The 20,211-nt window shown below is 69.0% G+C and carries 15 protein-coding genes; 6 read left to right on the top strand and 9 right to left on the bottom strand.

Annotated elements, in window-relative coordinates:
* The 4 genes from VS93_RS16315 to VS93_RS16330 all read left to right on the top strand — a co-directional run.
* A partial coding sequence (locus VS93_RS16315) for an ABC transporter substrate-binding protein (protein ID WP_046470783.1) occupies positions 1-564 on the top strand: 564 nt, incomplete at its 5' end.
* A gap of 895 nt (positions 565-1,459) precedes the next feature.
* Positions 1,460-3,217, top strand: coding sequence for a tetratricopeptide repeat protein (locus VS93_RS16320; protein ID WP_052745799.1), 1,758 nt, complete (start codon positions 1,460-1,462; stop codon positions 3,215-3,217).
* A 234-nt stretch (positions 3,218-3,451) separates the two neighbouring features.
* Positions 3,452-4,300, top strand: a complete 849-nt coding sequence (locus VS93_RS16325; RefSeq protein ID WP_046470784.1) for an SDR family oxidoreductase — start codon at positions 3,452-3,454, stop codon at positions 4,298-4,300.
* A gap of 105 nt (positions 4,301-4,405) precedes the next feature.
* Positions 4,406-4,813 (top strand): DUF3140 domain-containing protein, encoded by a 408-nt coding sequence (locus VS93_RS16330; protein ID WP_156184877.1) that lies wholly within the window; start codon positions 4,406-4,408, stop codon positions 4,811-4,813.
* Between the two features lie 40 nt (positions 4,814-4,853).
* On the opposite strand, the gene VS93_RS16335 is transcribed toward VS93_RS16330, so the two are convergent.
* From VS93_RS16335 to VS93_RS16345, 3 genes are read right to left on the bottom strand one after another with little or no spacing between them, the layout of a single operon-like run.
* Entirely contained in the window at positions 4,854-6,884 is a 2,031-nt protein-coding gene (locus VS93_RS16335; protein WP_046470785.1) for a CocE/NonD family hydrolase, read from the bottom strand.
* A 10-nt stretch (positions 6,885-6,894) separates the two neighbouring features.
* Positions 6,895-8,166: an ATP-grasp domain-containing protein gene (locus VS93_RS16340; RefSeq protein ID WP_046470786.1), complete on the bottom strand. Its 1,272-nt coding sequence runs from the start codon at positions 8,164-8,166 to the stop codon at positions 6,895-6,897.
* A 38-nt stretch (positions 8,167-8,204) separates the two neighbouring features.
* Positions 8,205-10,004, bottom strand: a complete 1,800-nt coding sequence (locus tag VS93_RS16345) for a thiamine pyrophosphate-requiring protein (RefSeq protein ID WP_046470787.1) — start codon at positions 10,002-10,004, stop codon at positions 8,205-8,207.
* A 145-nt stretch (positions 10,005-10,149) separates the two neighbouring features.
* Between VS93_RS16345 and VS93_RS16350 the strand changes: the two genes are divergently transcribed.
* Positions 10,150-10,896 (top strand): Mut7-C RNAse domain-containing protein, encoded by a 747-nt coding sequence (locus VS93_RS16350; RefSeq protein ID WP_046470788.1) that lies wholly within the window; start codon positions 10,150-10,152, stop codon positions 10,894-10,896.
* A gap of 133 nt (positions 10,897-11,029) precedes the next feature.
* Here VS93_RS16350 and VS93_RS16355 read toward each other — a convergent pair whose 3' ends face one another.
* Positions 11,030-12,124 (bottom strand): family 2 encapsulin nanocompartment cargo protein polyprenyl transferase, encoded by a 1,095-nt coding sequence (locus tag VS93_RS16355; protein WP_046470789.1) that lies wholly within the window; start codon positions 12,122-12,124, stop codon positions 11,030-11,032.
* Between the two features lie 15 nt (positions 12,125-12,139).
* Positions 12,140-13,540 carry a family 2B encapsulin nanocompartment shell protein gene (locus tag VS93_RS16360; protein WP_046470814.1) on the bottom strand — a complete coding sequence of 467 codons (1,401 nt, stop codon included), beginning with the start codon at positions 13,538-13,540 and terminating at the stop codon, positions 12,140-12,142.
* A gap of 699 nt (positions 13,541-14,239) precedes the next feature.
* On the opposite strand from VS93_RS16360, the gene VS93_RS16365 reads away from it, so the two are divergent.
* Positions 14,240-15,619, top strand: a complete 1,380-nt coding sequence (locus VS93_RS16365) for a sensor histidine kinase (protein WP_236700582.1) — start codon at positions 14,240-14,242, stop codon at positions 15,617-15,619.
* A 28-nt stretch (positions 15,620-15,647) separates the two neighbouring features.
* Here VS93_RS16365 and VS93_RS16370 read toward each other — a convergent pair whose 3' ends face one another.
* The 4 genes from VS93_RS16370 to VS93_RS16385 all read right to left on the bottom strand — a co-directional run bounded on the left by VS93_RS16370 (position 15,648) and on the right by VS93_RS16385 (position 20,129).
* On the bottom strand, positions 15,648-16,343 hold the full coding sequence (locus tag VS93_RS16370) for a response regulator transcription factor (RefSeq protein ID WP_046470790.1): 696 nt from the start codon (positions 16,341-16,343) through the stop codon (positions 15,648-15,650).
* 110 nt (positions 16,344-16,453) lie between these two features.
* Positions 16,454-17,611 carry a sensor histidine kinase gene (locus tag VS93_RS16375; protein ID WP_052745803.1) on the bottom strand — a complete coding sequence of 386 codons (1,158 nt, stop codon included), beginning with the start codon at positions 17,609-17,611 and terminating at the stop codon, positions 16,454-16,456.
* Positions 17,612-17,854: 243 nt separating this feature from the next.
* The gene (locus VS93_RS16380) at positions 17,855-18,412 is read right to left on the bottom strand and encodes an HdeD family acid-resistance protein (protein ID WP_046470792.1); all 558 of its coding nucleotides are present in this window, start codon (positions 18,410-18,412) and stop codon (positions 17,855-17,857) included.
* Between the two features lie 427 nt (positions 18,413-18,839).
* On the bottom strand, positions 18,840-20,129 hold the full coding sequence (locus tag VS93_RS16385; protein ID WP_046470793.1) for a citrate synthase: 1,290 nt from the start codon (positions 20,127-20,129) through the stop codon (positions 18,840-18,842).
* Positions 20,130-20,211: the final 82 nt, after the last annotated feature.

Below are 20,211 nucleotides of genomic sequence, written 5' to 3' on the forward strand. Positions count from 1 at the left end.
AACCCCTACTCGGTGGAGATCCTGCCCACCGACCCCCAGGGGAAGATCCCCGCGGTCGCCTCCGGCGAGGCCGACGGCCTGCTCGGCTTCGCCCACGACCAGGCACCGACACTGGCGGAGGAGACCGGCCGCGAGGTCGACGCGATGCTCTGGGCCGACTGGGGTCTCTCCTACTACGGCACCGGACTCATCACTTCCGAGACCGTCGTCGAGAGCGACGAGGACCTGGTCCAGCGCATGGTCACCGCCACACAGGAATCCTGGAGCGCCGCCCAGGACAACCCCGAGAAAGCGGTCGCGGCCATGGAGGGCGCCTCCGAGCAACTTCCCAGCGACCAGGTGCTGACCGAGCAGTTCGCCTTCACTCGGAAGCTGATGCCCACCGAGGCGACCGAGGGCAGGGCACCCGGAGTCAACGCCGAGGAGGACTGGCAGCAGACCATCAACATCCTCGCCGAAAGCGGGGTCACCGGGTTCACCGAGACACCCGACGCGTACTGGACCGGCGAATACGCCGAGGCCGGGGCCAGTGCTTTCGCGCAGCGCGGATCCGGGATCCGGTGAGCGGGCACCGTCGACGGCCCCGCTCCGGACCGGACGGCCCGCGGCCGGTGGTGGAAGAAGGGGGATGATCTCCAGCGCCGCGGCGTCCCTGCCGACCGGTCGCGGCGCTGTGTGTCCGGCCGGCGGACGTGCCGCCGAACCCCGGAGCGAACGTGTCACGGCTCATGGCGCGAGACATGTTCCTCCGCGAACGGCCCTGCTCCGCCGACTGGAGCCCGGCGGAGCAGGGCTCTCTCCTGTTCCGGTGCCCACGGAATCCCCCGGATCCGCCCAACGGCCGCATACGGAGAAAACCGCCAATACCAGGGGCATAACCGAAGAAAAAGGAAATTCCACCCCTTGGCGTCGACGATACTCGGAATATACCGCCGCTACTCCACCCTCCGGAAGAAGGGGTGCCCTCGACAGGACCGGGGTTCACTCCGGTCGCGTTGCCACCGGCAAGGAACAATATCCTCCCCCTGAGCGCGGATCCGGGATCTCATAACCCCTGTCGACTTTCTGTATATCCCGTTTTGTCCACTGTTTTGTACCTCCCTTGGTACCGCGCGATTACCGCAGCGTTGAACGGCGCCCCCTCTACCGCAGGTATACCGCCGCTATCCTCGCCGCCCCCAGAGTAGAAATCGTTGGAACCGACCCATCGACGATCTCAGGGGGAAACCAGTGGGAGGCAACGGGGGACCGGAGGAACAAGGGGACGAAATTCCTGTCTCTCCTAACCGAAGAGGCGTTTCGTTGCTGTTTTTCCTACTCGGCGGCGAGGAGCGCGGACACCGGCCAGGAATCCGCCGAAAACACGCTTTACCCATTTTCACTCCGACACCCGGCCTAGCGCCGGCCTGTCCGAATAGTTCTTACCAAGCGGCGCAGACCAATGGACGAACCAGCACACATGAAAAACTCGGTAGGCCCCTCGGACCCGCGGGAACCGGAGCTCCCGTCCCCTGCCACCACCGGTGCGGGCAACCGGACGAGCGGACGGTCAGGGACGGTCGTCCAGACCGGTTCCCTCCACGGCGGTGTGACCGTCAGCGCGCCCTCGGCCCCGGTCACTGCCATGCGCATACTGCCCGCTGACATCGCTTTCTTCACCGGTCGGCGGGCTGAGCTGGAGCGTCTGGTGCAGGCGCTGCCCGGCCGAGCGGGCACAGGCGGGGTGGTGGGGATCAGCGCCATCGACGGGGTGGGCACGACCGCTCTCGCGGTGCATGCCGCGCACCAGCTCGCCCCCCTTTTCCCCGACAGGCAGCTGTTCGTCCGGCTGCATGGCCACACACCGGGACAGCGACCGGTCGAGCCTGCCGAGGTATTGGCCACGCTGCTGCTGGCGGTGGGGGTGGACGCCCGGCAGATCCCCCGGGAGATGGAGGCGCGCGCGGAGCTGTGGCGCGACCGCATGGCGGATAAGCAGGCGCTGGTGGTGCTGGACGACGCGGCCGGCAGTGAGCAGGTGCGTCCCCTGTTGCCCGGCACGGCCGAAACGCTGGTGCTGATCACCAGCCGGCGCCGCCTCAGCGCGCTGCCCGGGGTGTTTCCGGTCATCTTGGACGTGCTGTCCTCTGCGGAGGCCGCCCAGTTGTTCATCCGGCTGGCCGGACGTCCTGACCTGAGCCCCGGTGATGCGGCGGTGACCGAGCTGGTCGAGCTGTACGGGCGCCTGCCGCTGGCGATCAGCCTGATGGCCGGCCAACTCAGACACCGCCCCGCCCGGACGGCGGCTGACCTGGTAGCGGATCTGGGTGCGGCCGGCGACCGCTGCGCCTCCGCCCGCACCGAGCACGCCTTCGCGCTGTGCTACCGCACCCTGCCCACCGAGCAGCGGCGGCTGTTCCGTCGGCTCGGTCTGCACCCCGGCGCCGACATCGACGCCCACGCCGGCGCCGCCCGCCACCGCTTGGACGGGCTGTACGGCCACCACCTGATCGAGGAGCCGGTGCGGGGCCGCTACCGCCTCCACGACCTCATCGGCCGGCACGCCCGCGCCCGCAGCGGCGAGGACCCACCGGCCGATCGGGACGCAGCGCTGGACCGGCTGCTGGACTACTACCTGTACACCGCCCAGGCCGCCGACCGCCACCTCGCCCGCCGCACCCCCACCGGAGTACCCGAGGCGAGCACCACCCCGCCCGCATGGGTGCCGGACCTGCCGACCCGGGAGGCGGCGGCCGCCTGGATGAGGACCGAACGCCTCAATCTGCACGCCGCCGCCGAACACGCCGCAGGCCACGACCGCCCCGGCCACACCATCGCCATCCCCGCCGCGATGGACGGCTTCCTGCGCGCCCACGGCCACTGGGACCAGGCTCGAAGCCTGCACCACACCGCCCTGGAGGCGGCGCGTGACACCGGTGACCGCCGCGCGGAAGCCGAGACCCTCAACAGCATGGGGGAGTTGCTGCTGGCCTCCGCCACCCACGCCAAAGCCCAAGCCCGGCATGAGCAGGCCCTGCGGATCGCCCGCGACATCGCCTTACCGGTTGAGCAGGCACGCGCCCTGGAGGGGATCGGGCGCTGCCGACTCCAGCACGGGCAGGACGGAAAGGGGGCCGCACGGCTGCGCGAGGCTCTGGCGATCTACCGGCGGATCGCGTCCCCGCGTGCCCTGCGGGTGGAGGAGGTCCTGCAGAACAGCGACCTCCGACCTCCATGATGAGCACGGACGTGCTGTCCGGCGGACCTCCGGTCCTCGCGGGCCGCTTCCGAGGGAAAACACCGCGGTGATGTTGCACAGGTCGCGCCCCGGGGTAGCCGACCGCCGAGTAATCGGCGGACCGTACCGGCCGGCGCGACCTGCCCGGAGTACTCGCCCGGTCTCCCGAACGGTCCGCGTCCCGGCTCCCAGGCGGCCGGGGCCGGAAACCGGCATCGAGAGCAGGAGCGCACCATGAGCCATCCTCCAGCACAGAGCCAGCCGTACCCCGGCTGGACCGACCCGATGGAGCCCCGCCCGGCCGACGAGATGCGGGACTACGTGGGACGGGATCTGCTGTCCGGCAGCCGCGCCCTCATCACCGGCGGGGATTCCGGGATCGGCCGGGCCGTCGCCGTGGCGTTCGCGAAGGAGGGCGCCGACGTCAGCGTCGGCTACCTCGAGGAGGACAGCGACGCCGCGCACACCGCCGCGCTGGTCGAGAAGGCGGGCCGCCGGGCACTGCGATTCCGCGGCGATCTGGCGGAGGAGTCCTACTGCCGCGAACTCGTCGAGGGCACGGTCGCCCGGTTCGAACGGATCGACGTCCTCGTCGCCCACGCCGCGACCCAGACGCCCGTCAACGACTTCACCGAGCTCAGCACCGAACAGCTGCTGCGCACATTCCAGGTGAACGTCTACGGCGTGTTCTGGACGATCCGCGAAGCCCTGCCCCATATGCCGGACGGCTCGTCGATCGTCATCACCGGCTCGATCAACGGGCTGCGCGGGAACAAGCGGCTGATCGACTACGCCTCCAGCAAGGCGGCGGCGATGAACCTGACCTACTCGCTGGCGCAGACGCTGAACGAGCGGGGGATCCGGGTGAACTGCGTGGCTCCGGGGCCGGTGTGGACACCGCTGATCCCGGCGACCCTGGAACCCGAGACCGTGGCCGGGTTCGGGGAGCAGGCACCGATGGGACGCGCCGCCCAGCCGGACGAGATCGCGCCCTCCTACGTCTTCTTCGCGAGCGACCGCCTCTCCTCCTTCTACACAGGGGAGGTGCTCGCGCCCACCGGAGGCGAGATCCAGGCCAGCTGAGGCGCGCTCCCGGTCGGAGCCGGGCCGGCGGAGCACCGCCGGCATGACGTTGTGCGGCCCCGGGTACGGGTAGCCGCCCCCCACGTAACCGTGAAGGAGGTAGACATGGCGAACCTGGCAGACGACCCAGAGGTCCACCGGCTGTGGACGGACTTCCATTCCGTGGTGAACATGAGCGGTGAGGATCTCCGGAAATGGTTGCTGACCGAGGCCTCCGGGGAGTCCGCCTTCGACGCCTCCCCGGATCTGGACCTTCCGGAGCAGGGCCGCGCTGTCGTCGAGATCCTGAACAAGCGCCGCACCGACCTCACCAGGGCCGATATCGCGGTGATGCGCGACACCGTTTCGGCGGTCCGCGAGCAGCTCGCGGACCCGCGTCCGAACGACGACGCGTGGCGGCACCGCCTGATGACACTGGGGCACGATCCGCTGAAGCCCGACTCGGAACGGCCGGACGAGGAGAACCTCCCGGAGCCGCCCACCGGCGAGCGCGCCGCCGAACCGGGCGAATGAGACCGCGCGGGTACACCACACCCGCGCGGCCGGTCCGTCCTCACACGTGGTCGCGCGGGATGGTGAGGTTCCAGTTGCGCGAGTAGACCCGCCGGAGCCCCTCGTAGGCGTCCAGCCGGGCATGAACCATGAAGTCCGTGGTATTCGAGGTCAGGACCGTGCGGGTGACCGTCTTGACGTCCCACTCGCCGCGGGAGAACCCCATCTCCCATTCGACGTCGCCGTAGACGGAGCCGAAGTCGTCGTTGACCCAGCCGTAGCGCTCGAAGGCGCGGCGGGTGACCTCCAGACCGATGTCGTCGAACCGGATGGCACCGAGGTCCTTCACCACTTCCAGGGCGGACTCGTAGTTGACCAGGTCCCGGGACACGGTCCAGCGCTCCTCGCCCGGCTGCACCTGCGTCGTCGGGGTGGGGGCGGTGCCCTCGGGTTCGCCGAACGCGCCGACCTCGGGCTCGTCCTGGGCGTTCACCGGTCTGATCGGCAGGGTGAGCGTGCTCCGCCTCGGGTAGACGGTGATCAGTGTGGGACGCGGCGGCGGCCACGCCAGCGGCCAGTACGACGTCGAGACCGACAGCCGGATGCGGTGTCCCTTGGGGAACGACTGCGCCATGGCGTTCATCTGGACGGTGACCCGGTAGCGCTTCCCGGGCTCGAGCATCTCGGGAGCGTTGTGGCCGTTGCGGTGGGTGAGGTTGAGCAGCCCGTAGCTGACCCGGGTGGCCCGCCCCTCGGGCGACACGTCGGAAAGCCGCATCGCGACCATCGCCACCGGCTGGTCGACCGAAAATTCCAGGTCGACCGTTGGCGCGCCCAGGATCTCGCAGCGCTCGCTGAGCTCGTCGGTGTCGAAGACGAGCGAGCCCCCGTCCTCCTCCCGTTGGTCGTAGGGGAGGTCCGGAGGCGCGTTGTAGGAGCACCACTTGCCGGCGAACTGCCCCACCGACAACGGGGATTCGAGCCTCAGCTCGTCCTCATTCCCCCCGTACTCGCCGGGTCGGCAGATGCGGTTGCGGGCTAAGGGGAACGCCTGGTCGGCGAACCGGTCGGTGGGCCAGATGCGCTCTCCCACCCAGCGGCCGGGACGCTCCGTGTAGCTGGTGGACGGCGGCACGCTGTCCTGCATGTAGATGCGCAGCATGGGCTCGTCCATGATGCCGTTGTCCTTGTCGTCCTTGAGCCAGCGGTCCCACCAGCGGACGATCTCCTGCAGGAACCCGATCGCCGGTCCGGGCTTGCCCAGGTGCGGGTACTTGTGCGACCACGGGCCGATCAGGCCCTGCCGGGGGCACTCAAGGTTGGCGAGCATCCGGAACACCGCGTTGGAGTAGCCGTCGGCCCAGCCGCTCACCGCCATGACCGCGCACTCGATCTGCGAGTAATCCTCGCGGACCGAGCCGTGCCGCCAGTAGCCGTCGCGCCGCTGGTGGGTCAGCCACTCCTCCAACCAGAGCCCACTGTTCTTCAGCCGCTCCTGCCACATGTCGCGCCAGCGGTCCCCGGCGATCTCCGGATCGGGCGGGCACGACGTGTAGGCGAACATGGTCGACGCCCACGAGAGGTTGTCGCTGAGCAGGCACCCGCCCATGTAGTGCACGTCGTCGGCGTAGCGATCGTCGCTGGAGCACACCGTGACGATCGCGTCGAGGCCGGGCGGGCGGCGCGCGGCCAACTGCAGGGCGTTGAACCCGCCCCACGAGATTCCCATCACCCCGACCCTGCCGTTCGACCAGGGCTGTTCGGCGAGCCAGTGGAGCACCTCCTCGCCGTCGATCAGCTCCTGCTCCATGTACTCCCCGTCGAGAAAGCCGTCGGAGTCACCGCTTCCCCGAATGTCCACCCGCACACAGGCGTAGCCCTGGCCGGCCAGGTACGGATGGTGTGTCGAGTCCCGCCGCGCGGTGAGATCCCGCTTCCGGTAGGGGATGTACTCCAGGATCACCGGAACAGGTTCCTCGTCAGAGGAGACCGGCCGCCAGATGCGCGCGGCCAGCCGGGCTCCGTCCGACATGGGGATCGATACGTGCTCGTGCTCCTTGATCTCGTGCGGTGTGGAGGTCACCGTACGCATCCAAAGACTCCTAATCGAATTCGAACGGCAGCTCGTTCACACAGGTGTCGTATTTCTTGCGCAGCTCCGCCTCGTCCTCCGCGCCGGCGTAGACCCGGGCCAGCTCATAGCTGTAGCTGTCCTGCCCGTGCTTGTCGGACAGCCGATCGCCTTCGGCCACCTCGACCTGGATCCGGACACCGGGCACCTTGCTCTCCACCCGGGCTATCTCCTCGGTCGTCGGCGTACGCCGCACCACGCCGTCCTCGAAACGCCGCACGAACCATGTCGCCGCGACGTTGTAGGGACCCTGCCGGCGCGGAAGGATCGGCTCACGCCCAAGCGCCAGGTGGATCTGGATCTGATGGTTCGGAATGCCGTCGACGAACTCGAACAGCCGCGCGTGCGACTGGGAGTGCCGCGGGTTGACCTCCAGCAGGTTGATGGCGTTGCTGGTGGGCTCCCAGAAGAACTCGATGTTGAACGTCGTGGAGTCGAGCCCTGTCTGCCGGACGACACGTTTCGAGATCGACGCCAGCCGTTCGACGACCGTCTCCGGCAGCGAGGACGGGTACTGGTAGCGCAGGAAGCTCGAGGTATCGGCGTAGTTGTGGGAGTCCACCACGCCGTGGACACGGGCATCGCCGTCGAAGACGTAGCCCTCGACCGTGAGCTGCATGCCGCCCACCGCCTCCTCGGCCAGGCAGGAACGGCCGCCCGCCGCGGCGATCTCCGGTGGCAGGTCGATGTGCGAGAGAACGAAGTTGAAGGGATCGCCCACCCTGCCGACGTGCTCGCGGATCTCGCGCACCGCGTGGTGGAACCGCTCCTCGTCCTCCACCAGGTAGGCGAGCTCCGAGGAGGCGGACTTCACCGGTTTGAGCCACATCGGGAAGCCCACCTCGGAGGGCGGGGACGGCTCCTCTCCGTCCAACCGCACCAGCGCGAACCGGGGATGCTCGTCGATCACCTCCGCCTGCGTGAGGCGGCTCCAGTACTTGTGCTCGCAGCGCACGACGGCGTCCAGCGGAGCGCTGCGCAGCCCGAAGTCGGCGCAGAGGATCGGCACCATCGAGCTGACCGGGAAGTCCCAGTAGCCGATGATCGCGTCCACCCGGCCGTCGAACGACCGGAGCTGTTCCCGCACCTTGTCGAGCAGTTCGGGCAGCGGGATCTCCTCACCACCCAGCAGTTCGTCGAGGCTCAGCAGCGCGTGGAACCGGTACTGGGCCAGATGTGGCAGGTCCTGCAGCGTTTCGAGGTTCACCTCGTCGAGCCCCAGAACGAAGATGTTCTCATGCATGGAGATTCCCTCTCCTGACCACCGCCGGGCGGCGGTCCTCAGTGCCCCCTGCCCGGAATGAACTCCTGGAGCTTCGTGCGCATGCCTTTGGCCACGAGATCGGCACCGTCGGGGTCACCCGTGGCGAGTGCCTTCGTGGTGTCGAGGAGCTGGTCCAGTTCCACATGGGGCGGGATCGGCGGAATGTTCGGGTCGCAGTGGACGTCGAGCACCACGGGACGGTCGGCGCTCAGCGCGCGGTCCCATGCGGGCACGACGGCCTCAGGCGTGTCGACCTCGAAGCCGAGCAGGCCGGCCGACGTCGCGAAATCGGAATAGGAGAACTCCGGGAGGTCCTGGGAGAACGGCGTCTTGGGAGAGCCGCTCATCGCCCTCTGCTCCCAGGTCACCTGGTTCAGATCATTGTTGTGCAGCACGCACACCACGAGGCGCGGATCGCGCCAGTCCCGGTAGTAGCGCCGCAGGGTGAGCAGCTCGGCGAGACCGTTCATCTGCATCGCGCCGTCCCCCACCAGAGCGACGGCCGGGCGGTCCGGCGCGGCGAACTTCGCCCCGATGGCGTAGGGGACCCCGCAGCCCATGGTGGCGAGGGTCCCGGACAGGGAGCCGCGCATGCTCTCGCGGAACTTCAGCGACCGCGCGTACCAGTTCGCCGCGGATCCGGAGTCCGCTGTGACCATCGCGTCCCACGGCAGACGCGGCGACAGCTCGTCGAAGACCAGCATGGGGTTGATCGGGTCGCCGGGCACACGCGCCTGCTGGCCCATGGTGGTCCACCACTGCTCGACGCTCTTGTGCACACTCTCCCGCCAGCGGCGTGTCCGGGCGCCGGATTTGGACCGCAACCGCTTGAGGAGCTCGCGCAGGGTCGGTGCCGCGTCACCGACAAGGTTGACCTCCGTGGGGTAGCGCATGCCGATCATCCGAGCGTCGATGTCGATCTGTACCGCGCGCTTGCCGAAGGGCGGTAGGAACTGCGAGTACGGCAGGTTCGAGCCGACGATCACCAAGGTGTCGCAGTCGCGCATCAGCTCCCACGACGGCCGGGTGCCGAGCAGGCCGATAGCCCCGGTGACATAGGGCAGCTCGTCGCTGAGCACGTCCTTGCCCAGCAGCGCCTTGGCCACGCCCCCTTGCGTGGTCTCGGCCAGTTCCTTCACTTCGGCGACCGCGCCGCGGGCTCCCTGCCCGATGAGGATGGCGACGCGCTCCCCCTCGTTGATCACCCCGGCCGCGCGGTCGATCTCCGAGGCGGCGGCGACGACCTCCGGCTGCACCAGCCCGGGTGAGCTTGACGGCACGTGCTTGAACGCGTGGCCGGGAGGCGTGTAGTCCGCCTCCTGAAGGTCCGCGGGGATGATGACCGCGGTCGGGCAGCGCTCGGCGAGCGCGGTGCGGATCGCGCGGTCCAGGATGTTCGGGAGCTGTTCGGGGACCATCGCGGTCTCCACGTAGGCGCCCGCGACGTCCTTGTACAGAGTGCGCAGGTCGACCTCCTGCTGATAGCTCCCGCCCACCGCCGAGCGGGCGACCTGGCCGACGACGGCCACGACAGGAACATGGTCGAGCTTGGCGTCGTAGAGTCCGTTGAGCAGATGGATCGCACCCGGGCCGCCCGTCGCCAGGCAGACGCCGAGGCCACCGCCGAACTTGGCGTACCCCACCGCCTCGAAGGCCGACATCTCCTCGTGGCGGCTCTGCACGAACCGCGGCCCCTCCTCGGACTTGCCCAGTTCAGCGATGAGGCCGTTGATGCCGTCACCGGGGTAGCCGAAGACATGCTCGACCCCCCAATGGCGCAAGCGCTGCCACACGTGACCGGCCACACTCTGGCTCACGGTCCCCTCCCGGATCCCAACCGCTTTCGGCGTCCTCCCGGGCTACTGCCAAGAATCCGATGCACCAAACCTGCGCGTGCCGACGGCACGCGGGCGGAGGGCGGACACGCAAGGGCCGGAGCGGGTGCGGTGGCATCCTGAAAGGATGGACCACTCCGAGCTGCGCCTGCGGTTCGCGGCGGAGCTGTGGCTGTTCCTCCCGCAGCGCAAGCGGGGCCCGGAGGCGAGCGCGCCCTGTGACACGACCTCGACACTCGGCCATGTGATCCAGTCGTCCGGGGTCCCGCTCACCGAGGTGGGCCGCCTTCTCGTCAACGGGCACCCGGTGGCGCCCTCCCACCGGCCCGGCCCCGGTGACGTCGTCCACATTCTCGGGATCGAGCGGCCGCAGAAACCCCCCTTTCACCCGCCCCGGTTCGTGCTGGATGTCCACCTGGGGGCGCTGGCACGCCGGCTGCGGCTGGTCGGCGTGGACACCGCCTACCGCAACGACCTGGACGACGACACACTGATCGAGCGAGCGAACGCGGAACAGCGGGTGCTGCTGACCCAGGACCGCCGGCTGCTGCACCGCCGGATCCTGGAGGCCGGCGCCTTCGTCCGGGGACACGACCCGGATCACCAGGTCCTCGACGTCCTGGAACGGTTCGCTCCACCACTGGCCCCGTGGAGCCGGTGCACGGCGTGCAACGGTCTCCTCGCGCCCGTCGACAAGCGCGACGTGGCGCACCTGCTGGAGGCGGGGACCCGGGCCACCTACGACACCTTCGCCCGCTGCCGGTCGTGCGGCCGGATCTACTGGCCCGGTGCCCACCACCGGCATCTCACGGCCATCGTGGACGCGGCGGAGAGAACCGTCTCCGCGGTCGCCGGGCCGCAACGGCGGTCGTGAACGCGACTCGCCGCGAAGCGGTGCCCCCGGCCCGAGGGGCAACAGGGCCGCACAGCGGCGGCAGCCGGAAACGGACGGTCTTCCGCCCGGTCACGGTGACCGGGCGGAAGACGCGCCAGGGCGGCGGTCATCGCTACCCCGGCGGGACCGGTCGAGGCGGGCCGGCCGTTCCTCCTGGCACCGTGCCGCGTTCCCCGACCAGGCGGGCGAGCGCGGCCAGCTCCAGCGCGGCCGGCTCCGACGGTGCGGACGCGTCGAGGTCGCAGAGCGCGCTCTCCAGCAGGTGACCGATTTGGTGCCGGCTCCACGCGCGCCCGCCCGCACGCTCGATCAGCTCCGCCGCGTGGGTGAGCTCCGCACCGGACAGCGACTCCTCGTGCGGGTCGCGCCCGTAGAGCGCCGCGAGTTCCCGCCCGGCCGCGGTGCCCGATGTCAGAGCGGCCACCACCGGTAGCGACTTCTTCCGGTTGCGCAGATCCGAATAGACCGGCTTCCCTGTCGAGTTCGGGTCGCCCCAGATCCCCAGCAGGTCGTCGGCGAACTGGAAGGCCATACCCACGCGTTCACCGAAAGCGCGCAGGTACTCGCCCCGCTCCGGCGAGGCGCCGCCGAACAAGGCACCGAGGACACAGGCGCACCCGAACAGCGCCGCGGTCTTCCGTTCCACCATGCTCAGGCACTCGTCCAGGTCGACATCGGCGCGGCGCTCGAAGGCCATGTCCAAGCTCTGCCCGTCGACCAGGCTCAGCACCGCGGTGCTGAGCCTGCGTGTGCCGTCGTGCGCGGTCGGGTGCCCGCTTCCGGCGAGCACGTCGGAAGCCAGGGTCAGCAGCGCGTCGCCGGCCAGGATCGCCGAGCCGCGGCCGAACACGCTCCACGCCGTCGGCCGGTGGCGGCGGGTCGCGTCGCCGTCCATGACGTCGTCGTGCAGCAGGGAGAAGTTGTGCACCAGCTCGACCGCCACCGCGGCCGGCACGGCCGCGGCCGGTGTGCCTCCCACGGCCGGGGCCGCCAGCAGCGCCAGGGCAGGGCGCAGCGCCTTGCCGCCGTCGGCCTCGGTTGGCCGGCCGTGCTCGTCCCGCCAGCCGAAGTGGTAGCCGGCGATGTCCCGCATCGAGGCGGGCAACCGCTCGACCGCCTCGCGCAGGGCGGGATCGACCATGTCCCTGCTCCAGGTCAGCACATCGCGGGCGGATCGCCCTTCGGTCATCTCGCCAGTGGGGGACATGCCCGCCACCTCCCCTCAGCGCCCGAGCTCGACGTTCTCCAGGACACCGAGAGCGTCGGGGACCAGAACGGCCGCGGAATAGTAGGTGCTGACCAGGTAGGAGATGATCGCCTTCTCGCTGATGCCCATGAACCGCACCGACAGCCCCGGCTCGTACTCGTCGGGAAGCCCGGTCTGGTGCAGCCCGACCACCCCCTCGTCGTCCTCGCCGGTGCGCATGGCGAGGATGGAACTGGTCCGGGTCTTACTGATCGGGATCTTGTTGCACGGGAGCATCGGCACCCCCCGCCAGGACGGCACCATGTTCCCGTTCATCTCGACGTTCTGCGGGTAGAGGCCGCGGCGGCTGCACTCCCGGCCGAACGCGGCGATCGCCTCAGGGTGCGCCAGGAGGTATTGCGACTTCCTGCGGCGGGACAGCAGTTCGTCGAGGTCGTCGGGGGTAGGCGGCCCATTCCGGGTAGGGATCCGCTGCCTCAGATCGGCATTGTGCAGCAACCCGAACTCGCGGTTGTTGACCAGCTCGTGCTCCTGCCGCTCCCGCAGCGCCTCGATTGTCAGCCGCAACTGCTGCTCGACCTGGTCCATCGGCTCGTTGTAGAGATCGGCCACCCGCGTATGCACCCGCAGCACCGTCTGCGCCACACTCAACTCGTACTCGCGCGGCGACAACTCGTAATCAACGAACGTTCCCGCGATCTCCGGCTCCCCCGAATGCCCCGACAGCACGTCGATATCGGCCTCGCCGTACCTGTTCTGCCGCCGCTGAGGACCGGACCGGAACTCCTCCACATGCGCCCGCAGGGTCTCCGAGCGCTCCATCAGCTCGTCGAAGGATTCCCGGGAGAGCTCCAGCACAGTGGACCTGGTGACCGCCTTGACCGCGAACTCCCACCTGCTCTGGGAATCCGTCAGCGCATGATCCCCGAAATGATCACCGTCGATCAGCGTGGCCAGCACACTCTCATCGTCATACTCTCCCGCCCCCACCTTGTTCACCTTGCCGTGGACGATCAAAAAGACCCGGTCCACCGGCCGGCCCGACTCCACGATCACCTCACCCGGCCGGTACTCCACCTGCTCGAAACGGTCCGCCAACTCCCCCAGCACGCCTTCACCGGCGAGCCCCCTCAGCAGCGGCAACTCCCGCAGCTCCTCGGGAACGACCCGCATATCAGCACCGATATTGGTGAACGTGACCCGGCCATCGCCGACCGTGTAGGTCACCCGACGGTTGACCCGGTAGACCCCGCCCCGCGTCTCCACCCACGGCAGCACCCGCAGCAACCACCGCGAAGTGATCCCCTGCATCTGGGGAACCGACTTGGTCGTCGTCGCCAGATTACGCGCGGCCGCCGTCCCCAGACTCAGCGACGACCGGCCGTCCTGCGTCCTCGACGCAACCGTTTCCGTCACGACACACACCACCAATCCATTCAGGTGCCAACAGAAAAGAGTCGGGTATTCCTGCGCGGAAACAGCACCCGACACAACAAATAAATCGACTCCCGTTAACGCGGTACAAACATTTCTGCCTACCGACCGGGCATCGGAATTAAATTCCCAGTCGAATCGACGTTATGCGCGACCGAGACCGTTCTTACCCCGAGCAAATCACCGGCACGCCAGGGCGTCCGCCTTTTTCCTCGACTACGCACCGGTAATTTCCAGCGCACTTCGGATTCGGTCCCGCACCTCGTCCGACACGGCGCCCGACCGGCCGGCTTTTCGCCTGCTGCGCCGGACAAACGACCGGGTTTTCGGTCCACAGAGATCACACCCGACCAAAATCCTATTAGCGCGGATTTCGGTCGCCCAACACCTCTTGGATCCCCTTTCCGGGCAGGCGGACCCGGGATATGAGATGCCGCAGAATTTCGACTATCCTTGCCGCCATAAATACATAAATGACGGGACAAACGCACGGAAACCGTACGGGGAGAGGACCCTTCGCCGCCAGGCCGGCGCGCAGAACCCGACGGTCGGACGGGCCCGGACGCGCCACATCGCTCGAAGCGGATATCCTGGTTCCCAAATCGCCCCCTTCCTTCGGTCAAACAGCGGGGCGTACCGGGTGCTCCAGGATGTTCTGTCTACCGTGACGACGATGCGGACATGCCGAGGTCGACTGTGATCGGGCGGCTACGCGCCCTCCGGTCGATCCGCGCGCGGGTAACGGCCGGCTCGATCGCCGTGCTGGGGATCGCGCTCGCCTTCGCCATCGCCATCACCTCCCTGCTGATCCGGGACGTGGTCGAACGGGAACTCATTGATCGGGCCGCCGACGCCGCGGGCAATGTGGCCGAGACCATCGCCACCCAGCCCGTCGAAGAGCCGATCTCACCGAGGAGCGGCGTGGTGCGGCTCCAGGTGGTCGATGCCGAGAGAACGGTCGTCGCGTCGAGCCCCGCGCTGCGGGACCACGGCCCCCTGACGGAGGCCCGCCCGGAGGGCGGCAACCTGGAGGTCAGCACGATAGAGTGCCAGATCGGCGAGCTCGCCCCGACCTGCTTGCGCATCGTGGGGTTCGCGGTTCCCGATTCGGCCTACGGTGATGTGGTCGCCTACGCCGCGGTCTCGCAACCGCCGTTCCTCTCGCAGTACGTCCTGGAGGCCGCCCTGGTGCTGTTGGGGCTGGTCGTGCTCGTGCTGGTCGGCAGCGGCATATGGTGGGCGGCCGGCCGGACCCTGCGCCCGGTGGAGGAGATCCGGGCCGAGCTGGAGCGGATCACCGCCGCCGACCTCAGCCGCCGGGTGCCCGAGCCGCGCACCGAGGACGAGATCGCGGACCTGGCCCACACCGTGAACGAGACCCTGGCGCGGCTGGAATCCGCGGCGTACCGGCAGCAGCGTTTCATCTCCGACGCCTCGCACGAGCTGCGCACCCCGATCGCGGGACTGCAGATGCAGGTGGAGCTCGCACTGGAGGACCCCGAGGGGGAGCATCCCCGTTGGACCCTGCGAAGGATGCTCCGCGATACCCAGCGGCTTCAGCGGATCGCGGACGACCTGCTGCAACTGGCCCGACTGGACTCCGATACCGTGAGCGGGCGGGAACCGGTGGATCTCGGCGAACTGGTGGGCGCGGAGGTGTCGCGGAGCCGGTTCGAGCCCGAAATCAGCGTCGACACCGCCCCGGACACCATTGTCACCGGCGACCGGACCCAGCTCTCCCGGCTGCTGATCAACCTGCTGGCCAACGCCTCACGGCACGCGGCGGGCCGGATCCGCATCACCGTCACGCGGGAGGACGGGCAGGCCGTGCTGCGGGTCCACGACGACGGCCCCGGCATTCCACCCGGGGAGCGGGAGCGGATCTTCGAGCGCTTCGCCCGCCTCGACGAGTCGCGCCACAAGGATCCCGGCGGCACGGGCCTCGGCCTGTCCATCGCCCGCGAAATAGCACGGATGCACGGCGGGTCGCTGGCCGCTGAGGAGAACTCCGAGCTGGGCGGCGCCGTGTTCGTTCTCCGGCTGCCGCTGCGCAGGGGATGACGGGCCCCGGATCGACCGGGCGGGCCGTTCACCCCAGCCAGCCCGGTTTGACCAGCCCGGCCTCGTAGGCGAGGACGACGAGTTGGGCGCGGTCGCGGGCGCCGAGCTTGGTCAGCACCCGGCTCACATGGGTCTTGGCCGTCGCCGGGCTCACCACCAGCCGCCCCGCGATCTCCTCGTTGGACAGACCCGCGGCCACCGCTACCAGGACCTCGCGCTCGCGCTCCGTCAGACTGTTCAGCAGGGGCGCGGGCGGCGGCTCCTTGATCCGGCCGGCGAACTCCCCGATAAGCCGGCGGGTGACGGACGGCGCCAGCAGCGCGTCGCCCCGCGCGACCACCCGAACACCGTGGATCAGCTCCATCGGCTCGGTGTCTTTGACCAGGAATCCGCTCGCCCCGGCTTTCAGGGCTCCGTAGACGTACTCGTCCAGGTCGAACATCGTGAGAATGAGGACCTTGACGCCGTGGAGCCGCTCGTCGGCGGCGATCCGCCGGGTGGCCTCCAGTCCGTCGAGCACCGGCATGCGGATGTCCATCAGGACCACACTGGGCCGTTCCGACCGCGCTAGCCGCACCGCCTCGGCGCCGTCACCCGCCTCCCCGACGACCGAAAGTTCCGCTTCGTCGTCGAGTATGGAGCGGAAACCGGCGCGCACCAGGGTCTGGTCGTCGGCGAGGATGAGCCGGGTCGCGGCGCTCGCGCCGCCGTCGCCTCGGTTCACGCTCGTGCACACCTCCGCGCCCCGCACCGATTGGTCCCCCATTGATACCAGGACGGGAAAGCGCGGAACAGCCGAGCGGGCGGACACCGGCGAAGAGGCCAGCGGGTACGTCACATGCCGGTGGTGCCACCACTGAGCGGGAGTACGGCGCGCACCCGGAAACCGCCCTCCGGGCGCGGCTCCGCGGTGACGTCGCCCCCCACGGAGGTCGCGCGTTCGCGCATGCCGCGCAGTCCCTCCCCCGCGGATACAGCGGTCCCGGGCACACCGTCCCCGTCATCGTCGATCTGCACGGCGACCGTGCCGCACGTGTAGCGCAGGGACACCATCGCCCCTGTGGCTCCCGCGTGTCGCACGGCGTTGGTGAGGGCTTCCTGGATGATGCGATAGGCCGCCAGGTCGACCGCCGAGGGCAGCGGTGCATGGTCGCCTTCGGTGTCGACGCTGACCGGAAGACCGGCCCGGGTCACCTGAGCGGCCAGGTCATCGAGCCGCGCCAGGGACGGTACCGGAGCCACCGGCGCCGCGTCCTTCTCGTCGACCCGCCGGAGCACACCGAGGGTTGACCGGAGCTCTCTCAGTGTCTCCTTGCTGGCCTGCCCGATCGAGGCGAGCGTTTCGTAGGCCTGCTCGGGGTCGCGGCGATGCGCCGCCGCCCCGGCCTGCACGTTGATCAGCGAGATGTTGTGCGCGATGACGTCGTGCAGCTCCCGGGCGATGCGCAGCCGCTCCTCGGTGGCGCGGCGGCGTGCCGTCTCCTCACGGGACCGCTCGGCTTCGACGGCCCGTTGTTCGTACTCGTGCAGGTAGGCGCGGCGACTCCGCGCGATCTCCCCGGCCGCGAGCACCACGATCAGCCACGCGAGCGCCATGAGCGACCGGCCGAGCTCGAAGTGGACCATCTCGCCGGCCAGGAAGAACCCGAACGCCACAGTGGTCCCGACGACGGCGGACAACCGGTGGCGCTCCGCCGCCAGGCGGAAGACACCGACGGCGAACGCCCCCCACCCGCTCCAGCCGTCAACGCTGCCGAGCATGTAGTACAGCGGGGTCGCGGTACCAAGGGCCACTCCGGTGACCAGTGGCCACCGGCTCAGCACCGACAGAGACGCCGCACCGGCGAGCAGCACGGCGAGACTGGGTACCCCCAGCGGTTCGCCGGTGATGTCGGCCGTCAGCAGTTCCCCGGCAAGCAGGATGACGCTCACGGCCGCGGCCAGTGCCGCGTCCAGCGGCGAACCGGACAACCGGGCCACCAGGTTTCGCACCCCGCGCGCCACCTCTCGCTCGAAGCGCCCCGAGACACCTGGGCGAAGACGCCGGTTCGCGTGGTTCAGAGGAATCCGCCGACCAGTCCTGCCAGCGCGACTCCCGCGGTCCGCAGTCCCCACATACCGGTTTCCCCTCTCCGAACAGCCGCTTACCCAACGGCTCGATACTGGGAAAGGGGTTCCGCACCGCGCATTCGCCTCGCGGAGGCACTCGGGCTACATCGAGCGATGTACGCGGGGTCAGAGGGTGATGTTGTCCCTCGCCACGCTCGGGCCCTCGCGGCGCACCCGCAGGCTCAGCATGACCAGCACCGCGCCGAACACGATCGCGTAGATACCGATGATCCAGGCCACCGCCACGGCCGCGGTGGTCGGCCAGAACCACACCAGCAGGCCGAAGAACACGGACAGGGCCCCGGCGAGGATGAGCAGCCATTCACCCTCGATCTCCTCGCGCAGCCGGACCGCGGTGATGATCTCGAAGATGCCGGTGACGAACGCCCACGCCCCGATGAGGACGATCAGTACGATGACGGTCACGCCCGGCCAGACCAGCGCCACCGCCCCGAACCCGAGCCCGAAGACGGCTTCGAGCGCCAGCGGCAGCCGGTTCCCGTTCCTCACCCGGATCGCGGAGACAGCGGCGAGGACTCCGTCGGCGAGTGCGTACACGCCGAACACTATGGTGAGCGCGATCAGCGTGATCCCCGGCCAGATCACGGCCAGCAGACCGAAAATGATTGCTGCGGCGCCGCGTACGGTGAGGACCCACCAGTGGCGCGCAAGATCGTTGAGCATGTCTCCCCCGCCCGTCAACCAACCATATCCCTGCCGTGCCCTACTGCTCCCAGGGCGATCTCAAGAACGGGGAAAGGAGTACTGAGTCTTCTTTATCCTGTTCCTTCCATTCTCAGAATCAGGTAAGGAGGGATGCCGCCATGGTCGCGGCCGGCTGCACGGTGCCGGCCCGCGGCGGGAAAGGAGCGGCCCCCCGGCCGGCGGCACGCAGGCGGCGGCGCCGGCCGTGCGGTCCACCCGCTGCAGACGTGCCCGACGCTTCGCCGCCTCGGCTCCGGGGGGACGCGCATTCGGGGAGTTTCGACCTTCTCCCTGGGCACGACCATCGTGCGACCCCGATGAGGGAGGGCGCGGCTTCCCCTCCGGGCCTGGTGGCCGGAGGAACCGCCGCGCGACCCCAACGGCGCCGCACTGGACGCGCCTCTCCTTAGGCATGCCCAGGGTAGGCGCGCTCTGCCGGCCCGGTGTAGAGCTGGCGGGGACGGGCGATACGCGCGGACGAATCGGCCGCCTGCTCGCGCCAGTGAGCGATCCAGCCGGGCAGTCGGCCAATGGCGAAGAGCACCGTGAACATGTTGGTGGGGAAGCCCATTGCCCGGTAGATCACACCGGTGTAGAAGTCGACGTTCGGGTAGAGCTTGCGCTCGGTGAAGTAGGAGTCGGCGAGCGCCTTGGACTCCAGCCGCAGCGCCAGTTCGAAGAGCTCGTCGGGACGCTCCTGGTTGGCCAGGATCTGGCTCGCGAGGCCCTTGATCTCCTTGCTGCGCGGGTCGAAGTTCTTGTAGACGCGGTGGCCGAACCCCATAAGGCGGGTCTCCCGGGCCTTCACCCTCTCCAGGAAGGCGTCGATGTCGCCGCCGCTCTGGCGGATCTCCTCGAGCATCTCGAGTACGGCCTGGTTGGCACCGCCGTGCAGCGGACCGAAGAGCGCGTTGATGCCTCCGGTGACACTGCCGTACATGTCGGCCTGCGAGGAACCGACGACACGCACCGTCGCCGTGGAGCAGTTCTGCTCGTGGTCGGCGTGCAGGATCAGCAGCAGGTCCATCGCCTTGACGAACAGCGAGCCGAGTTCTCCCTGGCCCTTCTCCTGACCGAAGGTCATGTGCAGGAAGTTCTCGACGTAGTCGAGGGAGGCGTCCGGCTCGACCGGCTGCTCGCCGACGGAGTTGCGGTAGATGTGCGCCGCGATCGTCGGCAGCTTGGCCAGCAGCCGGATCGTGGCGAGCTCTACCTGGTCGGGGTCGGAGGGGTCGACGCTGTCGGAGTAGTAGGCGGCGAGCGTGTTGATGGCGCTCCCGAGGAGCGTCATCGGGTGTCCGTTGCGCGGGAACGCGTCCAGCAGGGTCCGCATCTCCTCGGGGATCCCCGCGTTCACCTTCAGCTTGTCGGCGAACTCCTTGAGTTCGCCCGGCCCCGGAAGTTCACCGTAGATAAGCAGGTGGCAGACCTCGATGAAGGAGCTTCCGGTGGCCAGCTCCTGGATCGGATAGCCGCGATAGCGCAGGATCCCCGCGTCCCCGTCGATATAGGTGATCGCCGATCTACAGGAGGCGGTATTGACGAAGCCGGGATCGAGCGCGACCTTGCCGGCCTTCGCCAGCAGTGTCTTCACCTCGATGGCCTCATCGCCCTCGCTCCCGGTCAGTACGGGGAGGCGCAGCGCGCCATCGTCGTACTGGAGCTCTGCCGTGCGCTCTTTACCGTCTTCACTCATGCCCGAGTCAACCTTTCCAGGCGGGGGATGCAGGAGATGCGCGGGGTGTAGGGCGCGGGGGGCGGGCCCTACACGTGTTATT

The sequence above is a fragment of the Allosalinactinospora lopnorensis genome, assembly GCF_000981225.1.
In the GTDB taxonomy this organism is placed as follows: Bacteria; Actinomycetota; Actinomycetes; order Streptosporangiales; family Streptosporangiaceae; genus Allosalinactinospora; species Allosalinactinospora lopnorensis.

Bases quoted from the DNA above. Each gene is read 5' to 3' on its own strand.
- VS93_RS16335 (WP_046470785.1), bottom strand. From the start codon at position 6,884: ATGCGTACGGTGACCTCCACACCGCACGAGATCAAGGAGCACGAGCAC.
- VS93_RS16385 (WP_046470793.1), bottom strand. From the start codon at position 20,129: ATGAGTGAAGACGGTAAAGAGCGCACGGCAGAGCTCCAGTACGACGAT.
- VS93_RS16365 (WP_236700582.1), top strand. From the start codon at position 14,240: ATGCCGAGGTCGACTGTGATCGGGCGGCTACGCGCCCTCCGGTCGATC.
- VS93_RS16320 (WP_052745799.1), top strand. From the start codon at position 1,460: ATGAAAAACTCGGTAGGCCCCTCGGACCCGCGGGAACCGGAGCTCCCG.
- VS93_RS16340 (WP_046470786.1), bottom strand. From the start codon at position 8,166: ATGCATGAGAACATCTTCGTTCTGGGGCTCGACGAGGTGAACCTCGAA.
- VS93_RS16355 (WP_046470789.1), bottom strand. From the start codon at position 12,124: ATGTCCCCCACTGGCGAGATGACCGAAGGGCGATCCGCCCGCGATGTG.
- VS93_RS16380 (WP_046470792.1), bottom strand. From the start codon at position 18,412: ATGCTCAACGATCTTGCGCGCCACTGGTGGGTCCTCACCGTACGCGGC.
- VS93_RS16350 (WP_046470788.1), top strand. From the start codon at position 10,150: ATGGACCACTCCGAGCTGCGCCTGCGGTTCGCGGCGGAGCTGTGGCTG.
- VS93_RS16330 (WP_156184877.1), top strand. From the start codon at position 4,406: ATGGCGAACCTGGCAGACGACCCAGAGGTCCACCGGCTGTGGACGGAC.
- VS93_RS16325 (WP_046470784.1), top strand. From the start codon at position 3,452: ATGAGCCATCCTCCAGCACAGAGCCAGCCGTACCCCGGCTGGACCGAC.